The sequence below is a fragment of the Haloarcula salina genome (assembly GCF_010119195.1).
Classification (GTDB): Archaea; Halobacteriota; Halobacteria; order Halobacteriales; family Haloarculaceae; genus Haloarcula; species Haloarcula salina.
In genome coordinates, this window is record NZ_WRXL01000001.1 from 247277 (window position 1) to 266788 (window position 19512).

The following is a 19512-nucleotide window of genomic DNA, read 5'->3' on the forward strand; positions in this document are numbered from 1 at the left end:
TTCGGTGGGTTTATACAAACTCAGGCCTGACGGCCAAACGTATATGAACAGACGGGAGTTCGTCCGGACTGCGGGGGGTACCGCCGGCGCTGCGGCGGCCCTCAGCGCCACCGGCTCCGCTGCCGCACAGGAAGGCGGCGGCGAGGGTGGCGAGACCGTCCCGGACTACGGCGGTTTCCTCGACCCGGTCGGAAACTTCAACGGCACGACTGTCGACGCGACGGGACAGGACACGGCGACGGTCGAGGTCGGCGTCCAGGCCAACGGCGGCGCGTTCGGGTTCGGCCCGCCCGCCATCCACGTCGACAACGGCGCGACCGTCCAGTTCGAGTGGACCGGCAACGGCGGCGGCCACAACGTCGTCTCCGCCCCGGACGGTCCGCTGGATTCGGGCAGCGCGGTCTCCAGTGCCGGCGTCAACTACGAACACACGTTCGAAGAGGACGGCATCTACACGTACGTCTGTGTCCCCCACGAGGGACTGGGCATGAAGGGTGCCGTCGTCGTCGGCGAGGAGTACCCGACACAGACCATCGGCGGCGGCGGACCGGTCGAGGTCGACCCCCACTACGCCGGGGTCCCGATCCAGCCCCACTTCGTCGGCTTCGGCGCCGGCCTGGCGGTCATCATCCCGCTCATCTTCACGTTCTTCCAGCTGAAGTACGGTGAGTCGCCCCACACCAGCGGAGGGAACAACTGATGGCCTCAGAAGGCTCCACCTACGGCGACATTCACCGCTACGAGCCGCCGCGCGAGAGCACGGCGGCCGCCGTCGGCATCGTCCTGCTGACCGTCATCCAGGTCGTCCTCGTCGGCCTCTTCACCTACGGCATGATCGCCGGCTGGGCCTCCGGGGTCGGGACGACGCTGACGGTGCGACTCATCGAGGCCAACATGTTCCTCGGGGGCGTGCTGACCGCAATCTTCATCGACCTCGCGTTCATCATGTTACTGTACCGCAAGGAGTTCCTCCCCGACGTGATGATCGTCAAGAAGCGCCGGCGCAAGTGGGAGGACCTCTACGTCCGACAGGAGGACGTCGACGGGGAGACGATGACCGACGGAGAACAGTTTGTCGAGACGTTCAAACGCGCCGTGTATCCATACTACAAGAAATAACATATGCCACTTGATGAAGACAAGTATCCGGCCGAGACAGGTCGGCGACGGTTCGTAAAGGGCGTCGTCGGGAGCGCCGCGCTCTCGAGCGTCGGCGTCGGTGGCGCTGCAGCCGTCGACGCGACGACGGACGCAGCCGGCGAAGGCGGCGGGACGACGCAGTTCGTCGCCGTCGAGAACACCGACGGCCCCGCACCGCGCGGAATGCCGATCATCCCCATCGAAATCAACGGCGGCGAACTCCAGGGCGTCTGGCCCGAGTACGACCCCGATGCCGGGGTCGCGATCGCCCGCGACTTCGGCGGGAGCGGCATCGACTACTCCTCGGCCTGGTTCCAGTACTGCGGGATGCAGACCGCACAGGGTATCTACCCGCAGGCCGAACAGGACAACCTCTTCCGGAGCAGCAGCGGCTCCTACGCCTGGCAGGGCGAGGTCGAAGACGGCACGCCGCTGACCGTCGACATGTTCGACGATTACAAGGAGTGGGGCAACGGTATCGGGAACGCCGGGATCGGGAAGCCCGCGAGCGCGAACTGGCGCTCCGACGGCGACGTCAAGACCATCCCAGTCCAGCTCATCCGCTCCGTCGAGGTCGAGAAGATGGCAAACGGCGAGGGCAAGTACAGCAGCCTGCCCAGCAGTATCCAGAGCTTCATCTCCGAGGCGACGGCAGACGGGTTCATCGCCTGGCTGAACAAGTGCACGCACTTCTGCTGTGTGCCCGGGTTCAAGACCCAGGAAGGGAGCGCCAACTTCGGCGCGGCCAACGACATCTACTGCCAGTGCCACCAGTCCGTGTACGACCCGTTCAGCCCGATCCAGAAACAGTTCGTGGCACTGCCACGCCCACCACAGACGGAGTAACACATGAGTCTCGAACGCAAAGACGAACACGACCACAAAGGCTGGATGGAATCGCGCGATCTGACGCCGATCGAATCGGTGTACCTGACCGTGCTCGTCTGGCTCGACAAGCGCCTGCGTGTGGTTGACTACCTGGAGATCCTCGAGGACCTCTACTACAAGGTCAACATGCAGATGCCAAAGAGCCACACGGAACAGTACAACCTCGACAACAAGTTCTGGTACTGGTACCCGCTGTACGCACTCGGGTCGTTCTCGACAGTCGCGTACGTCGTCGCGGCGATTTCGGGCGCGCTGCTCGGGTTCTACTACGCCCCCGCGGCGGCCGCGGCCGACGGCACACCGACCATCGCGTACGATTCGGTGCTGATCATCATGGGCCAGCTCAACCTCGGGTACTTCCTCCGGTCGGTCCACCGCTGGGCCGCACAGATCATGGTCGCGGCCGTGTTCCTGCACATGCTCCGCGTGTACTTCACCGGCGCGTACAAGGAACCCCGCGAGCTGAACTGGATCATCGGCATCGTCCTCATCTCGCTGACGCTGGTGTTCGGGTACACGGGTTACCTGCTCCCGTGGAGCCAGCTGTCCTACTGGGCGGGCCAGATCGGCGTCGAGATGTCGCTGTCCATCCCGCTCATCGGGGAGTGGGTCGCACAGCTACTGTTCGGCGGGTTCTCCCTGTCGCAGTCGACGCTGCAACGGATGTACATCCTGCACGTGTTCTTCTTGCCGTTCATCACGACCGCCATCATCGCGGTCCACATCGGCATCGTCTGGATGCAGGGGATCGCGGAGCCACACTGATACCATGAGCGACAACACCACAGACGACGACGTTCGCACGGACGGTTCCGGAACCGGTATCGTCTCGCCGGACGACGAGACCCCCGCGTGGTCCGAACGCAAGGAGCGGACCCAGGGGCTCTCCCGGCTGACCTACGAGTACTTCGAGCGCGCTCGCCGCGAGGACCAGGACCTGCGCCAGGAGTCCGACTACGTCGAGCGCGACGTGCTCGCCTTCCCGGCCTGGCCACACGAGATGATGCGCAACATCGCGCTCACCTCGTTCTTCGTCGGGATGATCCTGTTCGTCTCGGCGACGCTCCCGCCGGAGATGCCGAACCCGGCCAACTCCAGCGTGACGCCGGCCATCATCCTGCCGGACTGGTACCTCTACTGGTCCTTCGGCCTGCTCAAGCTCGGCCCGCTGAATCCCGACCTGAGCATCCTCGGCGGCACGAAGCTCATGGCCGACCGAACCTACGGCGTGCTCGCGAACGTGGTCGTCGTCGGCTTCGTCGCCATCGTGCCGTTCCTGAACAAGGGGTCGGCGCGCCGTCCCGTCGAGCAGCCCTTCTGGGCGGCCGTCGGGATGTCCGGCGTCATCTTCAGCTTCACCATCGCCGCGCTGTCCATCAAGAACCTCATCCCGATGGACTCCCACCTGCTGTTCGACCTGACGTTCCTCGTGCCCATCGTCAGCGCGACCATCACCTACGCAGTGCTAAAGACGATGCGCGAGGGCTACATGTTCGACCTCAACCGCCGGTACTACCGACTCCGGCCGCCGAAGTAACGCGCTGTTTTCGACGCGATTTCGCCGGCCGCCGTCTCGCCGCAGTAAAGTAGCTCCCGCCCCTAGCCACGGTGATGACAGACGACCAGTCGGCGGACTCGGGGAATCAGCGACGCGACGTCGTCGTCCCCCTGCGGGTCTACAAGACGGTCACCGTGTTCTCGACGCTGTTCGCCGTCGCCAGCGTCGTGGCCGGGTTCATACTCGTCGACGTGGCGACCCAACTCGCGTCCGCTCCGGTGTCGGAAATCGACGTGCCGGTCGCCATCGCTGGCATCGGCGCCATCCTCGCGGGGACGGTGGTCTACGCCTTCTCGACGCGCTTCCGGACCGAGGAAATGGGAAAGTCTAAAGACGACGCTGACAAACCTTCAGATAATGGCTGACGAGTTCATGAAGGGGTTCGCGTGCCTCATGATCGGCGGGCTCGGATGGATGACCATCGGCGGCTGGTACCGCACTCCGAGTTTCGAGGGGGCACAGATTACGGGCGAAGTGACCGTTGAGAATCTCACGCTGTACGACCAGATCGGCCTGTTCATGGGCGAGGCGTTCTTCTGGTTCGCCGTCTTCGGCGCGCTGACGTTCTGGGTCCTGCTCCCCCTCGCCAGCGAGTTCCGAACCTACCTCGACGAGCGGTCGGCCTGAATTCGGGTCGTCTAGTTCGTTGTCTTTTCTTATCGACCGTCAGTTCGCCGCGCGGTCGCGCTGTACGGTCTGATCGTCTTCGCGCACCGAGATTCCACGGGACCGGAGGGCAGTCTCGAGCTTCTCTGTCGAGACGCCGCTGTAGTCAGCCGCTTGTTCGAGCGTGAGTGTCCGGCCACGGTACAAAGTCAACGCCGTCGTGAGGGACCTGTATGACATCGTTCTCTACACCACCACCAATACATTACGAGTATTAAACTATTTCGGCGGTTAGTGCCCAGTCATCCGAGTTATTCCAGATATAATACTCCATTTGATCCAATATCTCCGAAATAAGATTGTGTTCTATAAATTCCTCAGTGTAGTCAGTTCACACGGTTCGAGCACGAGCGTCCCAATTGTGCTCTGACGGCCGGTGACGCGGGAACGCCGAAGCGGTCGGCACGCTACGATCGCGAGACGAGCGGCCACGGAGAAGACAGCGATGGGAAGAGAAACCGTGAGACGGTGTTAGACGATGGCGCTCCAGGGGCCCTTGATGACCCAGAACAGGCTCTGATAGCCCGCGTACATGAACACGACCAGCGCGGCTACGATGGCGCCCTTCGGTCGCTCGAGGGGAATGTCACGGCGCGCTTCGACCTTCCGAGACTCGAACTCGAAGAAGTCGGTGACGACGGCTCCGAGGACGAGCACCGACAGGACCATGCCGCCGTGCTGGTGGAGCGTCGTGTAGTAGAACGACAGCAGGACCAGCGCGACGTTCGAAGCGGTGTGGAGCGGATAGCGGCTGACCGCTTCGGCTCCGCCGTCGTCGTACTGTCTCGTGTGCCGTCGGTGGGCGAGCGCCCGGGTGACGAAGTTGGCAACCACCAACACGAGGATGACGTATTCGATGAGGTACGTGCCACCGGGTGCGGTACTCCCCAGGATGGTGTCCAGTGGCCCGAAGAGGGTTACGGATGGCTGCATATCTCATGCTCTGTCCGAAGCCCATTAGTGTCTTTCCAATCTCCGGCGGCGTCACCCGAACCGAGACCGGCTCTGGGCGACCACGGCGACGCGGACCGGGGGTGCGGTCGAGATCGCGACCCCCTCGTCACAGGCGACCGTCCGCGACGGCCGGTCGTCGAGCAGCAACTCGACGGTCGCTTCGTCGCGGGCGACCGTCACGCCGATGTCGTCGACCGGGAGGACCCAGTGATCGGGATCGGTGGCGAACGGGGCGATGGGCGCGACGACGGCCTGCGCCGACGGTGCCAGGATCGGTCCGCCGACGCGGTGGGCGTAGCCCGGCGAGCCGGCCGCCGTCGCGACGACGACGCCGTCGGCGCGGAACTGCCCGATGTGGTCGGCCGCCGAATCGATAGCGAACTCGGAGATGCGAGCGGCGTCGGCCGTGACGAGTGTGACATCCCAGAACGCCCGGTCGACGGTGCCGTCGGCCGCTTCGACGGCCAGCACCGGGTGCGATTCGACCCGGGCGTCGCCGAGCGTGGCGACGGCGTCGGCGACGGCCGTTCGGGGAACCGAGCGGACGCCGCGCCCGGCATCGACCGGGACAACGAGCGGGTCTGCCTCGGCCCGGGCGACGGCCGTCATCGCGGCCTCGCCGACGGCGACGACGCGGTCGGTCGCCGGGACCGTCCCGTCGCCGATTTCGACCGCGACGCCGGCCTCCTGCAGGCGGTCGGCGACGGCGGCGTCACCGACCACGCCCACGGTGTGTTCCATCACTGGAAGGTCCGAGCCGTCGGGGAAAAATCTGCCGCACCGCCGCCGTCCGCGCCGCGCTCGGCCGGCTCGCGTGACCCGATCAGATGCCAAGCCGGCGGCGAGCGTACGCCGCGATGACCGGCACGTCGGAGAGGTGCGCCAGCTTCGCGATGGCCCGCCGGTCGCCGCTGTTGATCTGCTTCAGCGTGTCGTCGGCGGTCTGGCGGAGGTCCGCCATCAGTTGATCGTAGCGCTCGTTGGGCGCGAGATACAGCAGTTCGGTCATCATCAGCCGGGCGCTGTGTTTCGGGGCCACGTCGCTGTGCCACAGCTGGTCGTAGACCGACAGCGTCTCCGCGGAGGTGTCCGGCTCGTCGGGCGTCAGCGCCGCGTCGACCGTCGCGGCGGCGGCGCGGGCCGACTTCATCCCCTTGTGGATGCCCTCGCCCCACAGCGGGTCGATCGTCGGGACGGTGTCACCGATGGCCATGAAGCGGTCCGTGCTCATCGACTTCGGTGGCTGGATGTGCGCCGAGCCCCGGTGCTGCTGGCCCTCGATGCGCTCCGCTCCGTCGAATCGGGGGTCCGAATCGAGCCAGTACTCCAGGTAGTCGTCGATGCCCATCCCGTCTTTCGCGTACTTGTGGTGAGAGCCGTTCTGGATGTAACAGAGGCCGACCTTCGCCGTGTCGGCCCCCGTGTGGAAGATCCAGGAGTAGCCGCCGGGAGCGAGATCGTGGTCCAACCGCAGCATCATCGCGTCACGGAGGTCGGCGTAGTCGTCGTGGTTCACGTCGACGCCCTCGAGCTCGTACTCGACGCCGATGGCCTGGTGGTCGCGCTGGAGGTCGCACACGTCGAGCTTCTTCGCCAGCGGCGCGGCGGGGCCGGTGGCGTCGATGACGATGTCCGCGTACACTTCCTCGTCGCCGTCGTACCGGACGCCGGCGATCTCGCCGTTCTCCATGATTGGCGCGGACACGCGGGCGTCGAACCGGTAGGTCGCGCCGTGGTCGCGTCCCTCGGCGACCAGCCAGCGCTTGAACTCGGCGAACTCGAGGACCGCGCCGGTCTGCTTGCGAACGTAGTGGTCGTTCGGGGACTCGAGGACGACGTTGTCCGTGTAGTTCATCACGACTTCGTCGGGGATGCTGAAGGAGGTCATCGCCGACATGAACGTCCCGGCGGTCGACTTGTTGCTCTGACGCGGGAACCCGTCCTCGGACTCGGTTTCGAGGACGAGCACGTCGTAGTCTCGCTCCGCCAGATCACGGGCACACTGGGCTCCTGCGGGCCCGGCCCCGGCTATCACCACGTCAAAGCGCTCGCGCATGGTTGTGGGTGATTCCTGTTCGTAATCAGTCTTTCCGAATAGGGTGACGCCGGTCTCGAAAGGGTAAAGGCGGCCCCCGCCACACCACCGGAACACCCGGGGCACACACGATGGTTCTCAAGACAGGCGCAGGCGCGCTCGCGGACAGGCGGCGACTTCCCACGGCGCTACGAGCGGTGCTGGGATACTACGCGGACACCGGCGTCTTCGACTACGCCAGCCTCTCGCTGAAATCGGAGATCGACGACCGCACGGAACAGATGGTCGACGACGTGACCGCCCGCGTCGAGGACGCGCTCGAAGCCGAGTTCGGTCAGCCGGTGGACTTCTCCTACGACACGAAGCTCATCCTACCCGCCCAGCTCACGCTGGGCTACGTCTACCGGAACGCCCGCCAACAGGCCCCCGGCGACCCCGTCATCGACGCCATCGCCGACGGCGTCCCGGCGGTCGACGAGACGGCGCTGGAACAGGGGCCGGCCCAGGACCTCGCGCCCCGCGAGATGGTCGTCCGGGCCGAGCAGATGACGCGCCTGTCCATCGAGGCGCTGCTCGACGGCGACATGCGCGACGCGATCAACGACGAGGAGTTCGAGGACTTCGAGGTCGAGTTTGAGGCGGGCGAGGGCGACCGCCGGGAGCCCTCGAAGCGACGCGAACCGTGGAGCGGGAGCGAGGCCGACCGACGGCGCGTCGCCGAGGTCGCACAGGAGGCGCTCCAGTCGCACCTCGACGGCCTGCTCGAGGACATGCCGCCGGTCGTCGCGGAGGCCTACCAGTGGGCCGTCGACTACAGCGAGGCACACCAGGCCCGCGACGAGCACTTCCGGGACCTGATGACCGCGGCCGAAGACGGGGACGAGGACGCCCTCGACGCCGTCCGCGAGGAGTACAAGTTCGCGACCTACGACGAGGAGCCCGCGACCTTCACCGAGCGGGAGAAAGCCCTCCCGTACAGCAAGACCCAGTACGCCCGCGTCGGGGTCATCTACGACGGTATGCTCGACCTGTACCGGCTCGCCGGACTGGACATCGACCGCGAGTTCGCGAAGGCCATCGTGCTCGCCATCATCGGCGCGCAGGTCTGGCTCGACGACGTGGACGACTACGACGACGACCGCCGGGAGGGACAGCTCACGCCGGTCACCGCCGAGTACCTGCTCGCGCCGGACGACGAAGCCGCCTACCGCCGCGTCGTCGACGTGACCGAGCAGTACCTCGACCTGGCGAAGACCTACGCGACCGAGGCCGACTCGCCGCTGACCGGCGTCGCCGTCGAGTACATTTACCGCTCGGGCGTGCCCGGCGTGTTGCCCGGGAACCCCGACCGCTGATCGGCGACCGCGCCGCGCACCCGCCCCAGCGACTGCCCGAGAGCGATAGCGTTTACTCCTGGCCGACCCCAGCGAGACGTGAATGCTCCACTCGTGGCCGGGACGGATCGCGGGCGTCGTCGCTCTCCTGGCCGTGCTGTTCGCGCTGGTGGTCGGGTTCGGCTCGCTCGGACCCGCTCCCGAACTCGGGGCGTACCCGGACGGGGAAGCGCTCGCTCAGGAGTACGACGCCCACGTCGGCGACGAGATTCAGGTGACGGGGACCGTCGTCCGGACCGACCCCGTCGCTATCGCCGTCGAGTACGACTTCTACGCCGACGGTGGCCGTCACACCGGGGTCCTCGAACTGACCGTCACAGCGGTCTCGACGGCCGTCAGCGAGGGAGAGACGGTACAGGTGTACGGCACGCTCCAGTCCGACCGGACCGTCGTCGCGTCGAACAGTGTGGCCATCCCGGCGGCCAACTTCGCCTCGATGTACGTCGTCTCCGCGCTCGCCGGGGTGTGGACGCTCGGGCGACTCGTCTGTGGCTGGCGGATCGACTGGCGACGCGGTGCGTTCCGTCGGCGCGACGACCCGCTCACGCCCGGTCGGTCGGCCCTCACCGCGGTCAGGGAGGCCCTCGACTGATGCCGGACCTGCTGTCGCACGCGTTCATCGCGTTCACGCTCTGTACGCTCCTCGCGCGTCGGTACGGCTGGCTCACCAATGAGTACGTCACCGTCGGCATGGCGGGGGCGTTCATCCCCGACATGGCGAAGGTCAAACTCGTCGTCGACGGGGCGGCGGTCGGGGCGGCGCTCGACCTCCCGTTCAATTGGTTCGGCATCCACACGCTCGGCGGCGCGGTCGTCTCGGTCCTGATCGGCGTCGTCGCCGTGACGCGCGAGGACCGTCGGCGCGTGCTCGCACTGCTCTCGCTCGGAGCCGCCAGCCACCTGCTCGCCGACGCCCTGCTGTTCAAGGCGTCGGGCCGCTCCTACCCGCTGTTCTGGCCGCTGACGCAGTATCACCCGCCGACGCCCGGCCTGTACCTGAGCACGGACCTCTGGGTCGCGGGCGCGACCGGGGCCGTCGCGGCGGCGACGTGGCTGGCGGTGCGGTGGCGAGCGTCGACCGCGGCGTGACGGTCACCGTACCCCGAGCGCGCGTTCGAACACCCGCTGTGCCCGCTCGTAGGCCGCGTCCCGGTCGACGATGGGACTCGGATACTCGGGCGCCAGCCGCTCGCGCTCGTCCTCGGAGAGCGTCGGCCAGTCGACGACTTTCTCGGGCGGCACGCCGCGGAGCTCGGGCACGTAGGCCGTGACGTAGTCCGCGCCGGCGTCGTACTTGTGCAGTTGTGCGACGGGATCGAAGATGCGAACGGCGACCGAATCGGTCCCGGTGGACGCGATCCACTGCCAGTTCGCGGCGTTGTTCGCCGGATCGTAGTCCAGCAGTTGCTCGCGGAAGTGACGCTCCCCGATCCGCCAGTCGACCAGCAGGTGCTTGGTCAGGAACGACGCGACGTTCTGGCGCGGGCGATTGTGGATATAGCCCTCGCGGTCGAGCTGGCGCATCCCGGCGTCGACGAGCGGGTAGCCCGTCTCGCCGCGCTTCCAGGCCGCGACGTGGTCCGGGTCGTTCTCCCACTCGATGGGGTTCGGGACGGACGTGTAGTTCTCCGACGCGAGCGCCGGATTGCGGAACAGAAGGTGGTAGTTCGCCTCGCGCCAGGAGAGTTCGTAGCGGTACTTCTCGACGTTTCGCTGTGCGTCCCCGCTCACCTCGGCGTGGCGGTCCGACGCGTCCGCCCACACCTCGCGAATACCGATCATGCCGGCCGCGAGGTACGGCGACAGCCGCGAGACGGCGTTCGCGGGGCGGTCCACGGCGGCCGCCACGTCGTCGCGCGTGTCGCGATACGTCTCGATACCGTCGGCGAGGAAGTCGTCGTAGCGCCGGCGGGCGACCCGGTAGCCGGCGTCCGGGAGCTCGATGTCCGTCTGGACAGACGGTGGGGTCGCCGGATCGTCGAGCGTCACGAGCGCGTCGCCGTCGGGGGCGTCGACCGGCGACGGCTTGGCTCGCGTCTGCCAGTCGTCGTGGAACCGACCGTGGGTCTCGTACCGTTCGTCCAGCGTCGCGGGATCGACCAGCACGAGGTCGGTCCGCGAAGCCGTCGCCACGGCCTCAGCCACCCGTCGCTGTCGATCGCGGCGCTCCGGAGCGTAGTGCTCGTTGTAGAACACGCGGTCCGCGCCGTACTCCGAAACGACATCGGAGAGGACCGCCGCCGGCGAGCCCTCGCGGACGAGCAGGTCGCCGCCGCGGTCGCGATAGGCCCGCTTCAGCGCCCGGACACCGGCCAGGGAGAACGCTCGCTGTCGCGCCCCAAGCCCCGCAAGCAGGTCGGCGTCCACGACGTACACCGGCAGGACCTCGCCGTCCGCGGCCGCGGCCGCGAGCCCGCGGTTGTCCGGGACGCGCAGGTCCCGCTGATGCCAGAAGACGTGCATACCGTCCGTTAGGGTTCCGGGCGTATGGACGCGGCCCCGATTCTATTGTGTACGAGACCGATTGAAGCGGTGCCATCGCCCGTTGCGAGACCAGAAACCATCGCGGTCAGCGTACGGCGGCCTGTGGCCGCCGTTTCACGACTTCGCGGCGTCGCCGCGAAGTCGCCTTTTTCGCCACCGAAAGACTCGCTTCGCTCGTCTTTCGAGCCTTGCTTCGCTTCGCTCAGCAAGACCACGTTTTTCGAGTCGAGCGGGACCAAAGGTCCCGCGGACCATGCGAACGGGCGCTTCGCGCCCGTGAGCAGAGAGCCTTCCCACAGCGCGCTCGTAGAGCGCGCGAGGAAAGGCGACGACGAAAAACGTGGTCTAGTAGAACTCGCGGACCAGATCCATCGCGCCCTCGGGCGCGCCGTCGGGGATCTCGGCCATCGACTCTGTGACGCCCTCCCGCTCCTCGAAGGGGACGGAGCCCTCGTCCTGGTAGAGGACGCCCATGTACTCCTTGTCGCTCTCCAGGATCTTGTCCTTGGCCTGGTCCCGGTCGGTCCGGTCGTGGTCGGTCTCGTCGAGGTCCACGATGGCGTCCCGGAAGTAGTCGTAGGTGTCCACGTCGTTGAACGTGACACAGGGCGAGTAGACGTTCACGAAGCCGAAGCCGTCGTGCTCGATGGCCTCCTGGACGATCTCGGCGTGGCGCTGGGCGTTCGAGCTAAAGGACTGTGCGATGAAGGTCGCGCCGGAGGCCAGGGCGAGCGCCTTGGGGTTGACCGGCGGCTGGTTCGGGCCGTCGGGCGAAGTCGAGGTCTCGAAGTCCTCGCGCGAGGTCGGCGAGGCCTGGCCCTTGGTGAGGCCGTAGATGCGGTTGTCCATCACGACGTAGCTCATGTCGACGTTGCGCCGGACGGCGTGGATGAAGTGGCCGGCACCGATGGAGTAGCCGTCGCCGTCGCCGCCCGAGACCATCACTTCGAGGTTCGGGTTGGCCATCTTCACGCCGATGCCCACGGGCAGCGCGCGGCCGTGGACGCCGTGGAGCGCGTAGCTGTGCATGTAGGTTCCGATCTTGCCGGAACAGCCGATTCCGGCGACGATGAAGGTGTTGTCGGGGTCGTTGCCCGTCTCGGCCAGCGCCTTCATCATGCCGTTCATCGTCCCGAAGTCGCCGCATCCGGGACACCAGGTCGGCTGCTTGTCGGACTTGAAGTCTGTGAAGCGAACGTCGGAGCTCATTGTGCTGCCTCCTGTGGTTTGTCGAGCGTCTGCTTGATCTCGTCTGCGAGTTCGTCGGCCTTGAACCGCACGCCGTTGTACTTGTTGATGCGCTCGACGCGTTCGAGCACGTCGTGTTCGATGATGTCCGCGAACTGCCCGGTGGCGTTACACTCGACGACGATGACGTTGTCGGCCGCCTGGATCTCCTCGGTGAGGTCCGGGCGCGGGAAGATGTACGGGACCGAGAGGAACCGGATGTCGTAGCCGTCGTCTTCGAGGAGTGTCAGCCCCTCGCGGAGCGCGCCCTCGTTGGAGCCCCAGGAGATGACGAGCGTGTCGGCGTCCGCGTCGCCGAACTCGCGGTAGTCGAAGTTCTCCTGCTCGCGAGCCGTCTCGACCTTCCGCTGGCGCTTGTCGACCTGTTCGATGCGCACGTCGGTGTCCTCCGTCCGGCGACCGAGTTCGTCGTGTTCGAGGCCGGTGGTCATGTGCGCGCCGTCGGTGGTCCCGGGGAAGGCCCGCGGCGAGACGCCGTCTGCGGCCGGGAAGTGGGCCTGGAAGCGGCCCTTCTCGTCCAGCCAGGTGTCGACGTCGTCCCCGTCGACGACCTTGCCGCGGTCGATCTCGACTTCGTCCATGTCGAAGGTCTCGGGCGAGAACGTCTGTTCCGTTACCGCCATCGCGAGGTCGGAGACGAGGAAGACCGGCGTCTGGTACTTCTCGGCGAGGTTGAACGCCTCGACGGTCTTCCAGAAGCACTCGGAGACGGTGGTCGGCGCGACGACGAACCGCGGGATCTCGCCGTGGCCGCCGTACAGCGTCATGTTGAGGTCGCCCTGTTCCTGCTTGGTCGGCATCCCGGTCGAGGGACCGGAGCGCATGACGTCACAGATGACCAGCGGCGTCTCGCTCGTGGCGACCAGCCCGAACGTCTCGGTCATCAGGTCGATTCCTGGGCCCGACGTGGCGGTCATCGCCCGAGCGCCGGCGCGAGCGGCACCCAGCGCCATGTTGATGGCGGACAGCTCGTCCTCGGCCTGGACGACTTTACCGCCGTACTGGTCGACGCGGCCGGTCATGTACTCCATCACGTCCGTCGCGGGGGTGATGGGGTACCCCGCGTAGAAGCGACAGCCGGCGGCGATGGCGCCCATACCGATGGCCTCGTCGCCGTTCAGCAGGACGTAGTCGGCGTCGGTTGTCTCGAGGTCGTAGTCGAAGTCCTCGTCGAACTCCTCGCGGACGTACTCCTGGCCCTTCCGGGCGGCTTCCTTGTTGTTCTCGACGATGGCCTCGCCCTTGTCCCCGAAGCGCTTCTTGAGGCTCTCGTCCAAGTTCTCGATGGGGAAGTTCGTCACCTCGCACGCCGCGCCGAGCGCGACGACGTTCAGCATGATCGCGCCGCCGGCGTCTTCGGCGAGACGCTTCAGCGGCACTTCGAGCGCGGTGGCGTCGCCCGGAACCTCCACGTCCTGCATCGTCGAGCGCTCGCCGTCGTAGATGATGACGGAGTCGTCGTGGAGCTCGTCCTCGTTCTCGTGGATGGTTCGTTCGGTGAGTGCGATCAGGATGTCCAGGCGGTCGACGACGCTCTCGACCCGGTCGACGGACGTCCGGACTTTGTACGCGGTGTAGCCCCCGCGGATGCGGGAGGCGAAGTCCTTCGAGGTGAAGACGTGACGACCGGCCCGGGAGAGCGCCTGCGCGAAAATCTTCCCGGTTGAGTCGATTCCATCGCCGGCTTCACCGCCGATGGCCCAGTTCAGGTCCTCTGGCATTATATCGCACGGGTAGCCCTCGGGGTAGGAAAAGCCTTCCGTAAACGCCCGCGCGCGTGTAACTCGGTTTCGAGTTAACACCGGCAGGGATGCCCGAATGTTGGAAGAAGGAACCGGTCGCATTCGCAGACAGCCGGAATTTGCGGCATATATCTCCGCTTCGCGTGACGAACGCCGACCGTAATTCCCATGCCGGGCCGCGGCGAGGTACCGGTATGGACGAACGCGAACTCGCCGTGGTCGCCGTCCGAGACGTGGGACCGGACACCGTCGCCATCGACATCGAAACGCCGGACGCGTTCGACGCGCAACCGGGCCAGTTCGTCAAGCTGACGCTGACCGTCGACGGCGAGGACGTCTCGCGGTTCTACACCGTCTCCTCGCCCGCGGTCGAGGACGCCTTCGAGATCACGGTCGGTATCGACCCCGACGGGGAACTGGCCCCCCAGCTCGGCGCGCTCGAAGCGGGCGACGCCGTCCGCATCGCCGGGCCGTTCGGCTCGGATTTCTACGAGGGCGAGGCCCGCGCCGTCGTGCTCGCCGGCGGTCCCGGTGTCGGGCCGGCGGTCGGCATCGCCGAGCGGGCGCTCGAAGACGGGAACGAGGCCGCCGTGGTGTACCGGGACGACGAGCCGGTTCACGAGGAGCGCCTGGACGCGCTCGCCGAGGCCGGCGCGCTCGTCCGCGTCGTCGGGGCCGACGAAGACCTCACGGAGCACGTCGCGGACGCCGTGGCCGACGGCGGGCAGGTGTTCATCTACGGGTTCGCGGACTTCCTCGACGCCGCGACCGAGGCGCTGGACGCGGCCGGCGTCGACACCGACGACGCCAAGGTCGAGAACTTCGGGTAGCGCGGCCGCTCAGGCCTCGTCGCCGGCGTCAGGCGACCGGACGGTCAGGACGGGGACCGGCGCGGTCCGGACGATCTTCTCGGTGACGCTCCCGAGCAGGTAGCGGTCGATACCGGTCCGCCCGTGCGTGCCGATGACGACGAGGTCCACGTCGTTGTCGTCGATCGCCTGAAGGATCACCTGGTAGGGAATCCCGTGTGCGACGGCCGTCTTGACGGCATCGACGCCGTCCTCGTAGAGGCGATCGGACGCGGTGGCGACGGCGTCGTCGGCGACGGACTCCAGCTCGTCGATGATGACGCTCGACCCCACGTCGATACCGAGCGAGCGCGTGTCCACGGCAGAGAGCACGTGGACGGTCGCGTCGGTTGTACTGGCGAGCGCCGCGGTCGGCTCGATCGCCGCCTCGGCCCCGCTGCTGCCGTCGGTCGGGAGCAGGATGTCGTCGAACGAGACCTCGCCCGCCTCGGCGTCGGCCTTGACCGAGAGGACCGGCACGTCGGACAGGCGGACCACTTTCTCCGTGACGCTCCCGAGCAGGTAGCGCCGGACGCCGGTGCGCCCGTGGGTCCCCATGACGACGAGGTCGACGCCGCTCTCGTCGGCGTAGTCGAGTATTTCCTCGTGGACGACGCCCTCGCGCACGGCGGGCGTCACGTCGATACCGTCGGCGCTGACCGCGTCAGCGTGCTCGTCGACAAAGGCCGCCGCTGGCGAGTCGCCGTCCCTATCCCACTCGTCGGTCCGCGGGCCGTGCTCGTCGACCACGGAGAGGACGTGGACCGCCGAACCGTACTGCTTCGCGAGGGTCACTGCGGCCTCGAAGGCCCGCTCTGAGCCGGGGCTGTCGTCGATGGGAACGAGGATGGTATCGAACATCGCTTGTGGACCCGGTGTTCGCCGGCGGGCGTGATAAAGTGTCGTGACGGGTGTGGGTATCCATCACCGTCGAGAATACGCCCAACTAGCAAGCCGGTCGAGTCCGGGAACGCGACCCGTTTCTGTCACCCCCACATTTAGGGAAAACACGGTCGACAGTCGACGCATGGCAACCGTCCGCCGACTCGTCATCGACGTGCTGAAGCCCCACGAGCCGCCGCTGATCGACTTCACCGAGCGGATCGCCGCTCAGCACAGCGTCGCCGGCGTGACCGCCTCGCTCGTCGAGCGCGACAAGGAGGTACAGAACGTCAAACTCACGCTCGAGGGCGACGGCGTGGACTACACGTCGGTCCAGGAGGCCGTGGAGGAACTGGGCGCGTCGGTCCACTCGATCGACGAGGTGAGCTGCGGCGAGCGCGTCGTCGAGGAGCGAGCCACGTTTCAGGACCGCTGAGCCGTGGTCTCGATACGCCAGTTGCTGACGCGCCTCCTCGGGAAGGAGGACGTGCGCGCCATCTCCCGGCGGTACTTCATCTCCAACGGCTTCGACGGCACGCTGACGAGCATCGGTATCGTCGTCGGCGCGGTGCTGTCGGGCGTTCCCGACGGCGCCACCGTCATCAAAATCGGCCTCGGCGCGGCGGTGGGCCTCGGCACGTCCGCGGTCTGGAGCGTCTGGGAGATCGAGCGCGCGGAGACGCGGGCCGAGATCCTCCGCATCGAACAGGCCATGCTGGCGGACTTAGACGACACCCGCATCCAGCGCGAGCAGCGCGGCGCTCGCGTCCTGCACGCGACGATGAGCGGCCTCGGTCCGCTCATCGGCATCGCCGTGCCGCTCGTCCCGTTCTTCTTCGAGGGGTCGGTGCTGACGATGGGCGAGGCCGCGCTGGTCGCCGTCGGGCTGGGTATCGGCGTCCTCGGCGTCTTCGGCGCGTACATGGGTTCGATCTCGGGCCAGCGGTGGTACGTCGCCGCGGCCCGGATGGGCCTCGCCGGCCTCGTGGTGGCCGTCATCAACTACGTCATGCCCGGCTAGGCGGCGTCGACGCGCCTGACTCCCCAGCCGACGAGGGCGAGCAGCGGCGCGCCGACGGCGAGCATCACCGCGATCAGCCCCCAGTCGGCGACCCCGAGCGCGACCGTCCCGAAGTACTGTCGGAGCGGCGTGTACAGGATCGCGAGGTGGAGGGCGAGCGAGGCGGCGACGGACGCGGCCAGCCACGGGTTCGAGAGCAGCGGCGTCTCGCGCGTCCAGCGCACCACGTACAGCTTCACGAACTCAAGCGCGACGAACCCGGTGAACACCATCGTCATCGCGTAATCCGTGGTGGACGGCGCGCCGTCGAGCGCGTACGTCATCAGCCCCAGCATGAGCGCCGTCGCGACCAGCCCCATGCCGCCGATGAGCGTCAGCATCTGCCGGTCGATGATGCCCGTCTCGCCCGAGCGGGGCTCGCGGTCCATCACGTCGCCGGAGGGGTCGGCCCCGAGCGCGAGCGCCGGCAGGCCGTCGGTCAGGAGATTGATCCACAACAGTTGCACCGCCGGGAGGATGAGGTAGCCAAAGAGCGACGCGATGAAAACCAGCAGCACCTCGGCGGCGTTCGCGCTCAACAGGTAGCCGACGAACTTCCAGACGTTGTCGAAGATGGTCCGCCCGCGGCGGATGGCGTTGCGGATGGTGGCGTAGTTGTCGTCGAGCAGGACGATGTCGCTGGCCTCCTTCGCCACGTCCGTCCCGCGGACGCCCATCGCGATGCCGATGTCGGCGTTCTTCAGCGCCGGCGCGTCGTTGACGCCGTCGCCGGTCATCGCCACGGAGTGGCCGTTGCCCTGGAGCGCTTTGAGCACGCGGACCTTGTGGGTCGGTTCCATCCGGGCGAACACGTCGACCGCTTCGGCGCGCTCTGAGAGCGTCTTGTCGTCCATCTCGGCGACCTCCGTGCCGGTCAGCACGTCGGATTCGATCCCGATTTCGGCGGCGATAGCGGTGGCCGTCACCGCGTTGTCGCCGGTGACCATCTTCACGTCGATGCCGGCGCGGTGCGTGTCCGCGATGGCGTCCCTGACGGCCGACCGAGGGGGGTCGATCAACCCCTGCAGGCCGACGAAGACGAGGTTCTCCTCGGGGCCGCCGTCATCGCTTCGTTCCTTGTACGCGAATCCGAGGACCCGGAGCGCGTCGCCGGCGAAGGAGTCGACCTGCTCGGCAATGCGCTCGCGGGTCGCGTCGTCCAAGTCGGTCGGCCCGTCCGCGGTGAGCACCCGCGTCGAGCGGTCGAGGACCACCTGCGGCGCGCCCTTGACGTACACTTCGTCGTCGTGTACCGTCGCCATCCGTCGGCGTTCCGAGGAGAAGGGAACTTCGTCGGTCCGCGGGCGTTCCTCGCGGAGCGCCTCGACGTCGATACCGCACTGGCTCGCGCCGTCGACCAGCGCCCGCTCGGTCGGGTCCCCGTCCTCGGCCGTGGCGTCGTTACACAGCACGCCGATTTCGAGGAGTCGGCGGAGCCGCTCGCCCTCGACGGAGGCCGGGCGGTCCTCGCCGCCGAGGTCTGTCGCTTCGTCGTACACCCAGGCGGCCCTGAGGCGCATCTCGCCCTCGGTCAGGGTCCCGGTCTTGTCCGTACAGACCACGTCGACCGCGCCCAGGCCCTCCACTGCGGGGAGCGTCCGCACCAGCGCGTTCTCGTCGGCCATCCGCCGGACGCCCAGCGCGAGCGTCAGCGTCACGACCGCGGGCAGGCCTTCGGGGATGGCGGCGACGGCGAGCGAAATTGCGGTCAGCGCCGCCTGCACGAGCGCGGTCCCGCCGAGGGAGAGCACCGGCACGATGACGACCGAGAGCGCGACGACGCCGAGACCCAGGCGTCGGCCGAGCGTGTCGAGGTCGCGCTGCAGCGGCGTCTGGCTGTCCTCGGCGCTGAGCAGTTCCGTCGCGATCGCCCCCATCTCCGTCTCCATCCCGGTCTCGACGACGACGGCGACGGCGCTCCCCCGCGTGACGCTCGTGCCCTTGTAGAGCACGCTCGTCCGCTCGGCCAGCGGTGTCTCCTCCGCCACGGGCTCGACGCTCTTCTCGACGGGCATGCTCTCGCCGGTCAGCGCCGCCTCGTCGACTTCGAGGGACTGCGACTCGACGACGCGGCAGTCAGCCGGCACGACGTCGCCCTGCTGGAGGACGACCACGTCGCCGGGGACCAGCGCCGTCGCCTCGACGGTCTGTTCGGTCCCGTCCCGTCGAACCACCACCTCCGGTGTGGCGAGCTCGCGGAGCGCCTCAAGGCTCTGCTCGGCACGGTACTCCTGGACGAAACCGAAGACGCCGTTCCCGAGGAGGATGATCCCGATGAGCACCGCGTCGACGGTGTGTCCGATGGCCACCGACAGCGCGGCCGCGCCGAAGAGGACCCAGATGAGCGCGCTGGAGAACTGCGAGAGGAACACCCACAGCGGGCTCCGGCCCTCGCTCGACGTGATCTCGTTCGGGCCATCGGCGTCGAGTCGCGAGGCCGCGTCGTCGGCCGACAGGCCTCCCTCGGCGCTGTCGAGCGCCTGGAACACGTCGTCGACCGGGCGCGCGTGCCAGGAGGCGTCGCGCCCGTCGGGACGCCCGTCGCGGGTCTGTTCGGTCGATTGCGGTCCGCTCTCGCCGGTCGTCGGCTGCGTCCCGGTATCCGACATCGAC

General features: G+C 67.5%; 22 protein-coding genes. 13 read left to right on the forward strand and 9 right to left on the reverse strand.

What is annotated here, in order from left to right:
- Nucleotides 1-43: 43 nt before the first annotated feature.
- From GM656_RS01360 to GM656_RS01390, 7 genes are all read left to right on the forward strand, one after another.
- Nucleotides 44-700: a halocyanin domain-containing protein gene (locus GM656_RS01360; RefSeq protein ID WP_162411853.1), complete on the forward strand. Its 657-nt coding sequence runs from the start codon at nt 44-46 to the stop codon at nt 698-700.
- Nucleotides 700-1119 carry a DUF7318 family protein gene (locus GM656_RS01365; protein ID WP_162411854.1) on the forward strand — a complete coding sequence of 140 codons (420 nt, stop codon included), beginning with the start codon at nt 700-702 and terminating at the stop codon, nt 1117-1119. The genes GM656_RS01360 and GM656_RS01365 overlap by 1 nt, the downstream gene beginning before the upstream one ends.
- Before the next feature lie 3 nt (nt 1120-1122).
- Nucleotides 1123-1986 carry a ubiquinol-cytochrome c reductase iron-sulfur subunit gene (locus GM656_RS01370; protein WP_162411855.1) on the forward strand — a complete coding sequence of 288 codons (864 nt, stop codon included), beginning with the start codon at nt 1123-1125 and terminating at the stop codon, nt 1984-1986.
- 3 nt (nt 1987-1989) lie between these two features.
- Entirely contained in the window at nt 1990-2793 is an 804-nt protein-coding gene (locus GM656_RS01375) for a cytochrome b (RefSeq protein ID WP_162411856.1), read from the forward strand.
- A gap of 4 nt (nt 2794-2797) precedes the next feature.
- Nucleotides 2798-3565, forward strand: coding sequence for a cytochrome bc complex cytochrome b subunit (locus GM656_RS01380; RefSeq protein ID WP_162411857.1), 768 nt, complete (start codon nt 2798-2800; stop codon nt 3563-3565).
- 74 nt (nt 3566-3639) lie between these two features.
- Nucleotides 3640-3951, forward strand: coding sequence for a DUF7315 family membrane protein (locus GM656_RS01385; RefSeq protein WP_162411858.1), 312 nt, complete (start codon nt 3640-3642; stop codon nt 3949-3951).
- Entirely contained in the window at nt 3944-4213 is a 270-nt protein-coding gene (locus tag GM656_RS01390) for a DUF7314 family protein (protein ID WP_162411859.1), read from the forward strand. Before GM656_RS01385 ends, GM656_RS01390 begins: the two co-directional genes overlap by 8 nt.
- A gap of 39 nt (nt 4214-4252) precedes the next feature.
- On the opposite strand, the gene GM656_RS01395 is transcribed toward GM656_RS01390, so the two are convergent.
- From GM656_RS01395 to GM656_RS01410, 4 genes are all read right to left on the reverse strand, one after another.
- A complete protein-coding gene (locus GM656_RS01395) occupies nt 4253-4432 on the reverse strand; it encodes a DUF7317 family protein (protein WP_162411860.1) in 180 nt (59 codons plus the stop codon).
- A gap of 291 nt (nt 4433-4723) precedes the next feature.
- The gene (locus GM656_RS01400) at nt 4724-5185 is read right to left on the reverse strand and encodes a DUF7313 family protein (protein WP_162411861.1); all 462 of its coding nucleotides are present in this window, start codon (nt 5183-5185) and stop codon (nt 4724-4726) included.
- Nucleotides 5186-5236: 51 nt separating this feature from the next.
- The gene (locus tag GM656_RS01405) at nt 5237-5947 is read right to left on the reverse strand and encodes an NAD(+)/NADH kinase (RefSeq protein WP_162411862.1); all 711 of its coding nucleotides are present in this window, start codon (nt 5945-5947) and stop codon (nt 5237-5239) included.
- Between the two features lie 82 nt (nt 5948-6029).
- Nucleotides 6030-7262: a digeranylgeranylglycerophospholipid reductase gene (locus tag GM656_RS01410; protein WP_162411863.1), complete on the reverse strand. Its 1233-nt coding sequence runs from the start codon at nt 7260-7262 to the stop codon at nt 6030-6032.
- 110 nt (nt 7263-7372) lie between these two features.
- Between GM656_RS01410 and GM656_RS01415 the strand changes: the two genes are divergently transcribed.
- From GM656_RS01415 to GM656_RS01425, 3 genes are all read left to right on the forward strand, one after another.
- The gene (locus GM656_RS01415; protein ID WP_162411864.1) at nt 7373-8596 is read left to right on the forward strand and encodes a hypothetical protein; all 1224 of its coding nucleotides are present in this window, start codon (nt 7373-7375) and stop codon (nt 8594-8596) included.
- Nucleotides 8597-8678: 82 nt separating this feature from the next.
- Complete coding sequence (locus GM656_RS01420) at nt 8679-9227, forward strand: hypothetical protein (protein ID WP_162411865.1); 549 nt, start codon at nt 8679-8681, stop codon at nt 9225-9227.
- Nucleotides 9227-9724: a metal-dependent hydrolase gene (locus GM656_RS01425; protein WP_162411866.1), complete on the forward strand. Its 498-nt coding sequence runs from the start codon at nt 9227-9229 to the stop codon at nt 9722-9724. Before GM656_RS01420 ends, GM656_RS01425 begins: the two co-directional genes overlap by 1 nt.
- Before the next feature lie 3 nt (nt 9725-9727).
- Here GM656_RS01425 and GM656_RS01430 read toward each other — a convergent pair whose 3' ends face one another.
- The 3 genes from GM656_RS01430 to GM656_RS01440 form a co-directional block, all read right to left on the reverse strand.
- Complete coding sequence (locus GM656_RS01430; protein WP_162411867.1) at nt 9728-11098, reverse strand: cryptochrome/photolyase family protein; 1371 nt, start codon at nt 11096-11098, stop codon at nt 9728-9730.
- 366 nt (nt 11099-11464) lie between these two features.
- Nucleotides 11465-12328, reverse strand: coding sequence for a 2-oxoacid:ferredoxin oxidoreductase subunit beta (locus GM656_RS01435; protein ID WP_162411868.1), 864 nt, complete (start codon nt 12326-12328; stop codon nt 11465-11467).
- Nucleotides 12325-14088, reverse strand: coding sequence for a 2-oxoacid:acceptor oxidoreductase subunit alpha (locus GM656_RS01440; protein WP_162411869.1), 1764 nt, complete (start codon nt 14086-14088; stop codon nt 12325-12327). Before GM656_RS01440 ends, GM656_RS01435 begins: the two co-directional genes overlap by 4 nt.
- Nucleotides 14089-14303: 215 nt before the next feature.
- On the opposite strand from GM656_RS01440, the gene GM656_RS01445 reads away from it, so the two are divergent.
- Nucleotides 14304-14939, forward strand: coding sequence for an FAD-dependent oxidoreductase (locus GM656_RS01445; protein WP_162411870.1), 636 nt, complete (start codon nt 14304-14306; stop codon nt 14937-14939).
- 9 nt (nt 14940-14948) lie between these two features.
- On the opposite strand, the gene GM656_RS01450 is transcribed toward GM656_RS01445, so the two are convergent.
- Entirely contained in the window at nt 14949-15818 is an 870-nt protein-coding gene (locus GM656_RS01450) for a universal stress protein (RefSeq protein WP_162411871.1), read from the reverse strand.
- Between the two features lie 166 nt (nt 15819-15984).
- Between GM656_RS01450 and GM656_RS01455 the strand changes: the two genes are divergently transcribed.
- Both GM656_RS01455 and GM656_RS01460 read left to right on the forward strand, forming a co-directional pair.
- The gene (locus GM656_RS01455; protein ID WP_162411872.1) at nt 15985-16275 is read left to right on the forward strand and encodes a DUF211 domain-containing protein; all 291 of its coding nucleotides are present in this window, start codon (nt 15985-15987) and stop codon (nt 16273-16275) included.
- 3 nt (nt 16276-16278) lie between these two features.
- Complete coding sequence (locus GM656_RS01460; RefSeq protein ID WP_162411873.1) at nt 16279-16860, forward strand: VIT1/CCC1 transporter family protein; 582 nt, start codon at nt 16279-16281, stop codon at nt 16858-16860.
- On the opposite strand, the gene GM656_RS01465 is transcribed toward GM656_RS01460, so the two are convergent.
- Complete coding sequence (locus tag GM656_RS01465) at nt 16857-19508, reverse strand: cation-translocating P-type ATPase (RefSeq protein WP_162411874.1); 2652 nt, start codon at nt 19506-19508, stop codon at nt 16857-16859. The genes GM656_RS01460 and GM656_RS01465 overlap by 4 nt on opposite strands.
- Nucleotides 19509-19512 lie beyond the last annotated feature (4 nt).

Excerpts from the sequence above, each read along its gene's own strand:
- GM656_RS01360 (WP_162411853.1), top strand. The coding sequence starts at position 44 with ATGAACAGACGGGAGTTCGTCCGGACTGCGGGGGGTACCGCCGGCGCT.
- GM656_RS01365 (WP_162411854.1), top strand. The coding sequence starts at position 700 with ATGGCCTCAGAAGGCTCCACCTACGGCGACATTCACCGCTACGAGCCG.
- GM656_RS01370 (WP_162411855.1), top strand. The coding sequence starts at position 1,123 with ATGCCACTTGATGAAGACAAGTATCCGGCCGAGACAGGTCGGCGACGG.
- GM656_RS01375 (WP_162411856.1), top strand. The coding sequence starts at position 1,990 with ATGAGTCTCGAACGCAAAGACGAACACGACCACAAAGGCTGGATGGAA.
- GM656_RS01380 (WP_162411857.1), top strand. The coding sequence starts at position 2,798 with ATGAGCGACAACACCACAGACGACGACGTTCGCACGGACGGTTCCGGA.
- GM656_RS01385 (WP_162411858.1), top strand. The coding sequence starts at position 3,640 with ATGACAGACGACCAGTCGGCGGACTCGGGGAATCAGCGACGCGACGTC.
- GM656_RS01390 (WP_162411859.1), top strand. The coding sequence starts at position 3,944 with ATGGCTGACGAGTTCATGAAGGGGTTCGCGTGCCTCATGATCGGCGGG.
- GM656_RS01395 (WP_162411860.1), bottom strand. The coding sequence starts at position 4,432 with ATGTCATACAGGTCCCTCACGACGGCGTTGACTTTGTACCGTGGCCGG.
- GM656_RS01400 (WP_162411861.1), bottom strand. The coding sequence starts at position 5,185 with ATGCAGCCATCCGTAACCCTCTTCGGGCCACTGGACACCATCCTGGGG.
- GM656_RS01405 (WP_162411862.1), bottom strand. The coding sequence starts at position 5,947 with ATGGAACACACCGTGGGCGTGGTCGGTGACGCCGCCGTCGCCGACCGC.
- GM656_RS01410 (WP_162411863.1), bottom strand. The coding sequence starts at position 7,262 with ATGCGCGAGCGCTTTGACGTGGTGATAGCCGGGGCCGGGCCCGCAGGA.
- GM656_RS01415 (WP_162411864.1), top strand. The coding sequence starts at position 7,373 with ATGGTTCTCAAGACAGGCGCAGGCGCGCTCGCGGACAGGCGGCGACTT.
- GM656_RS01420 (WP_162411865.1), top strand. The coding sequence starts at position 8,679 with ATGCTCCACTCGTGGCCGGGACGGATCGCGGGCGTCGTCGCTCTCCTG.
- GM656_RS01425 (WP_162411866.1), top strand. The coding sequence starts at position 9,227 with ATGCCGGACCTGCTGTCGCACGCGTTCATCGCGTTCACGCTCTGTACG.
- GM656_RS01430 (WP_162411867.1), bottom strand. The coding sequence starts at position 11,098 with ATGCACGTCTTCTGGCATCAGCGGGACCTGCGCGTCCCGGACAACCGC.
- GM656_RS01435 (WP_162411868.1), bottom strand. The coding sequence starts at position 12,328 with ATGAGCTCCGACGTTCGCTTCACAGACTTCAAGTCCGACAAGCAGCCG.
- GM656_RS01440 (WP_162411869.1), bottom strand. The coding sequence starts at position 14,088 with ATGCCAGAGGACCTGAACTGGGCCATCGGCGGTGAAGCCGGCGATGGA.
- GM656_RS01445 (WP_162411870.1), top strand. The coding sequence starts at position 14,304 with ATGGACGAACGCGAACTCGCCGTGGTCGCCGTCCGAGACGTGGGACCG.
- GM656_RS01450 (WP_162411871.1), bottom strand. The coding sequence starts at position 15,818 with ATGTTCGATACCATCCTCGTTCCCATCGACGACAGCCCCGGCTCAGAG.
- GM656_RS01455 (WP_162411872.1), top strand. The coding sequence starts at position 15,985 with ATGGCAACCGTCCGCCGACTCGTCATCGACGTGCTGAAGCCCCACGAG.
- GM656_RS01465 (WP_162411874.1), bottom strand. The coding sequence starts at position 19,508 with ATGTCGGATACCGGGACGCAGCCGACGACCGGCGAGAGCGGACCGCAA.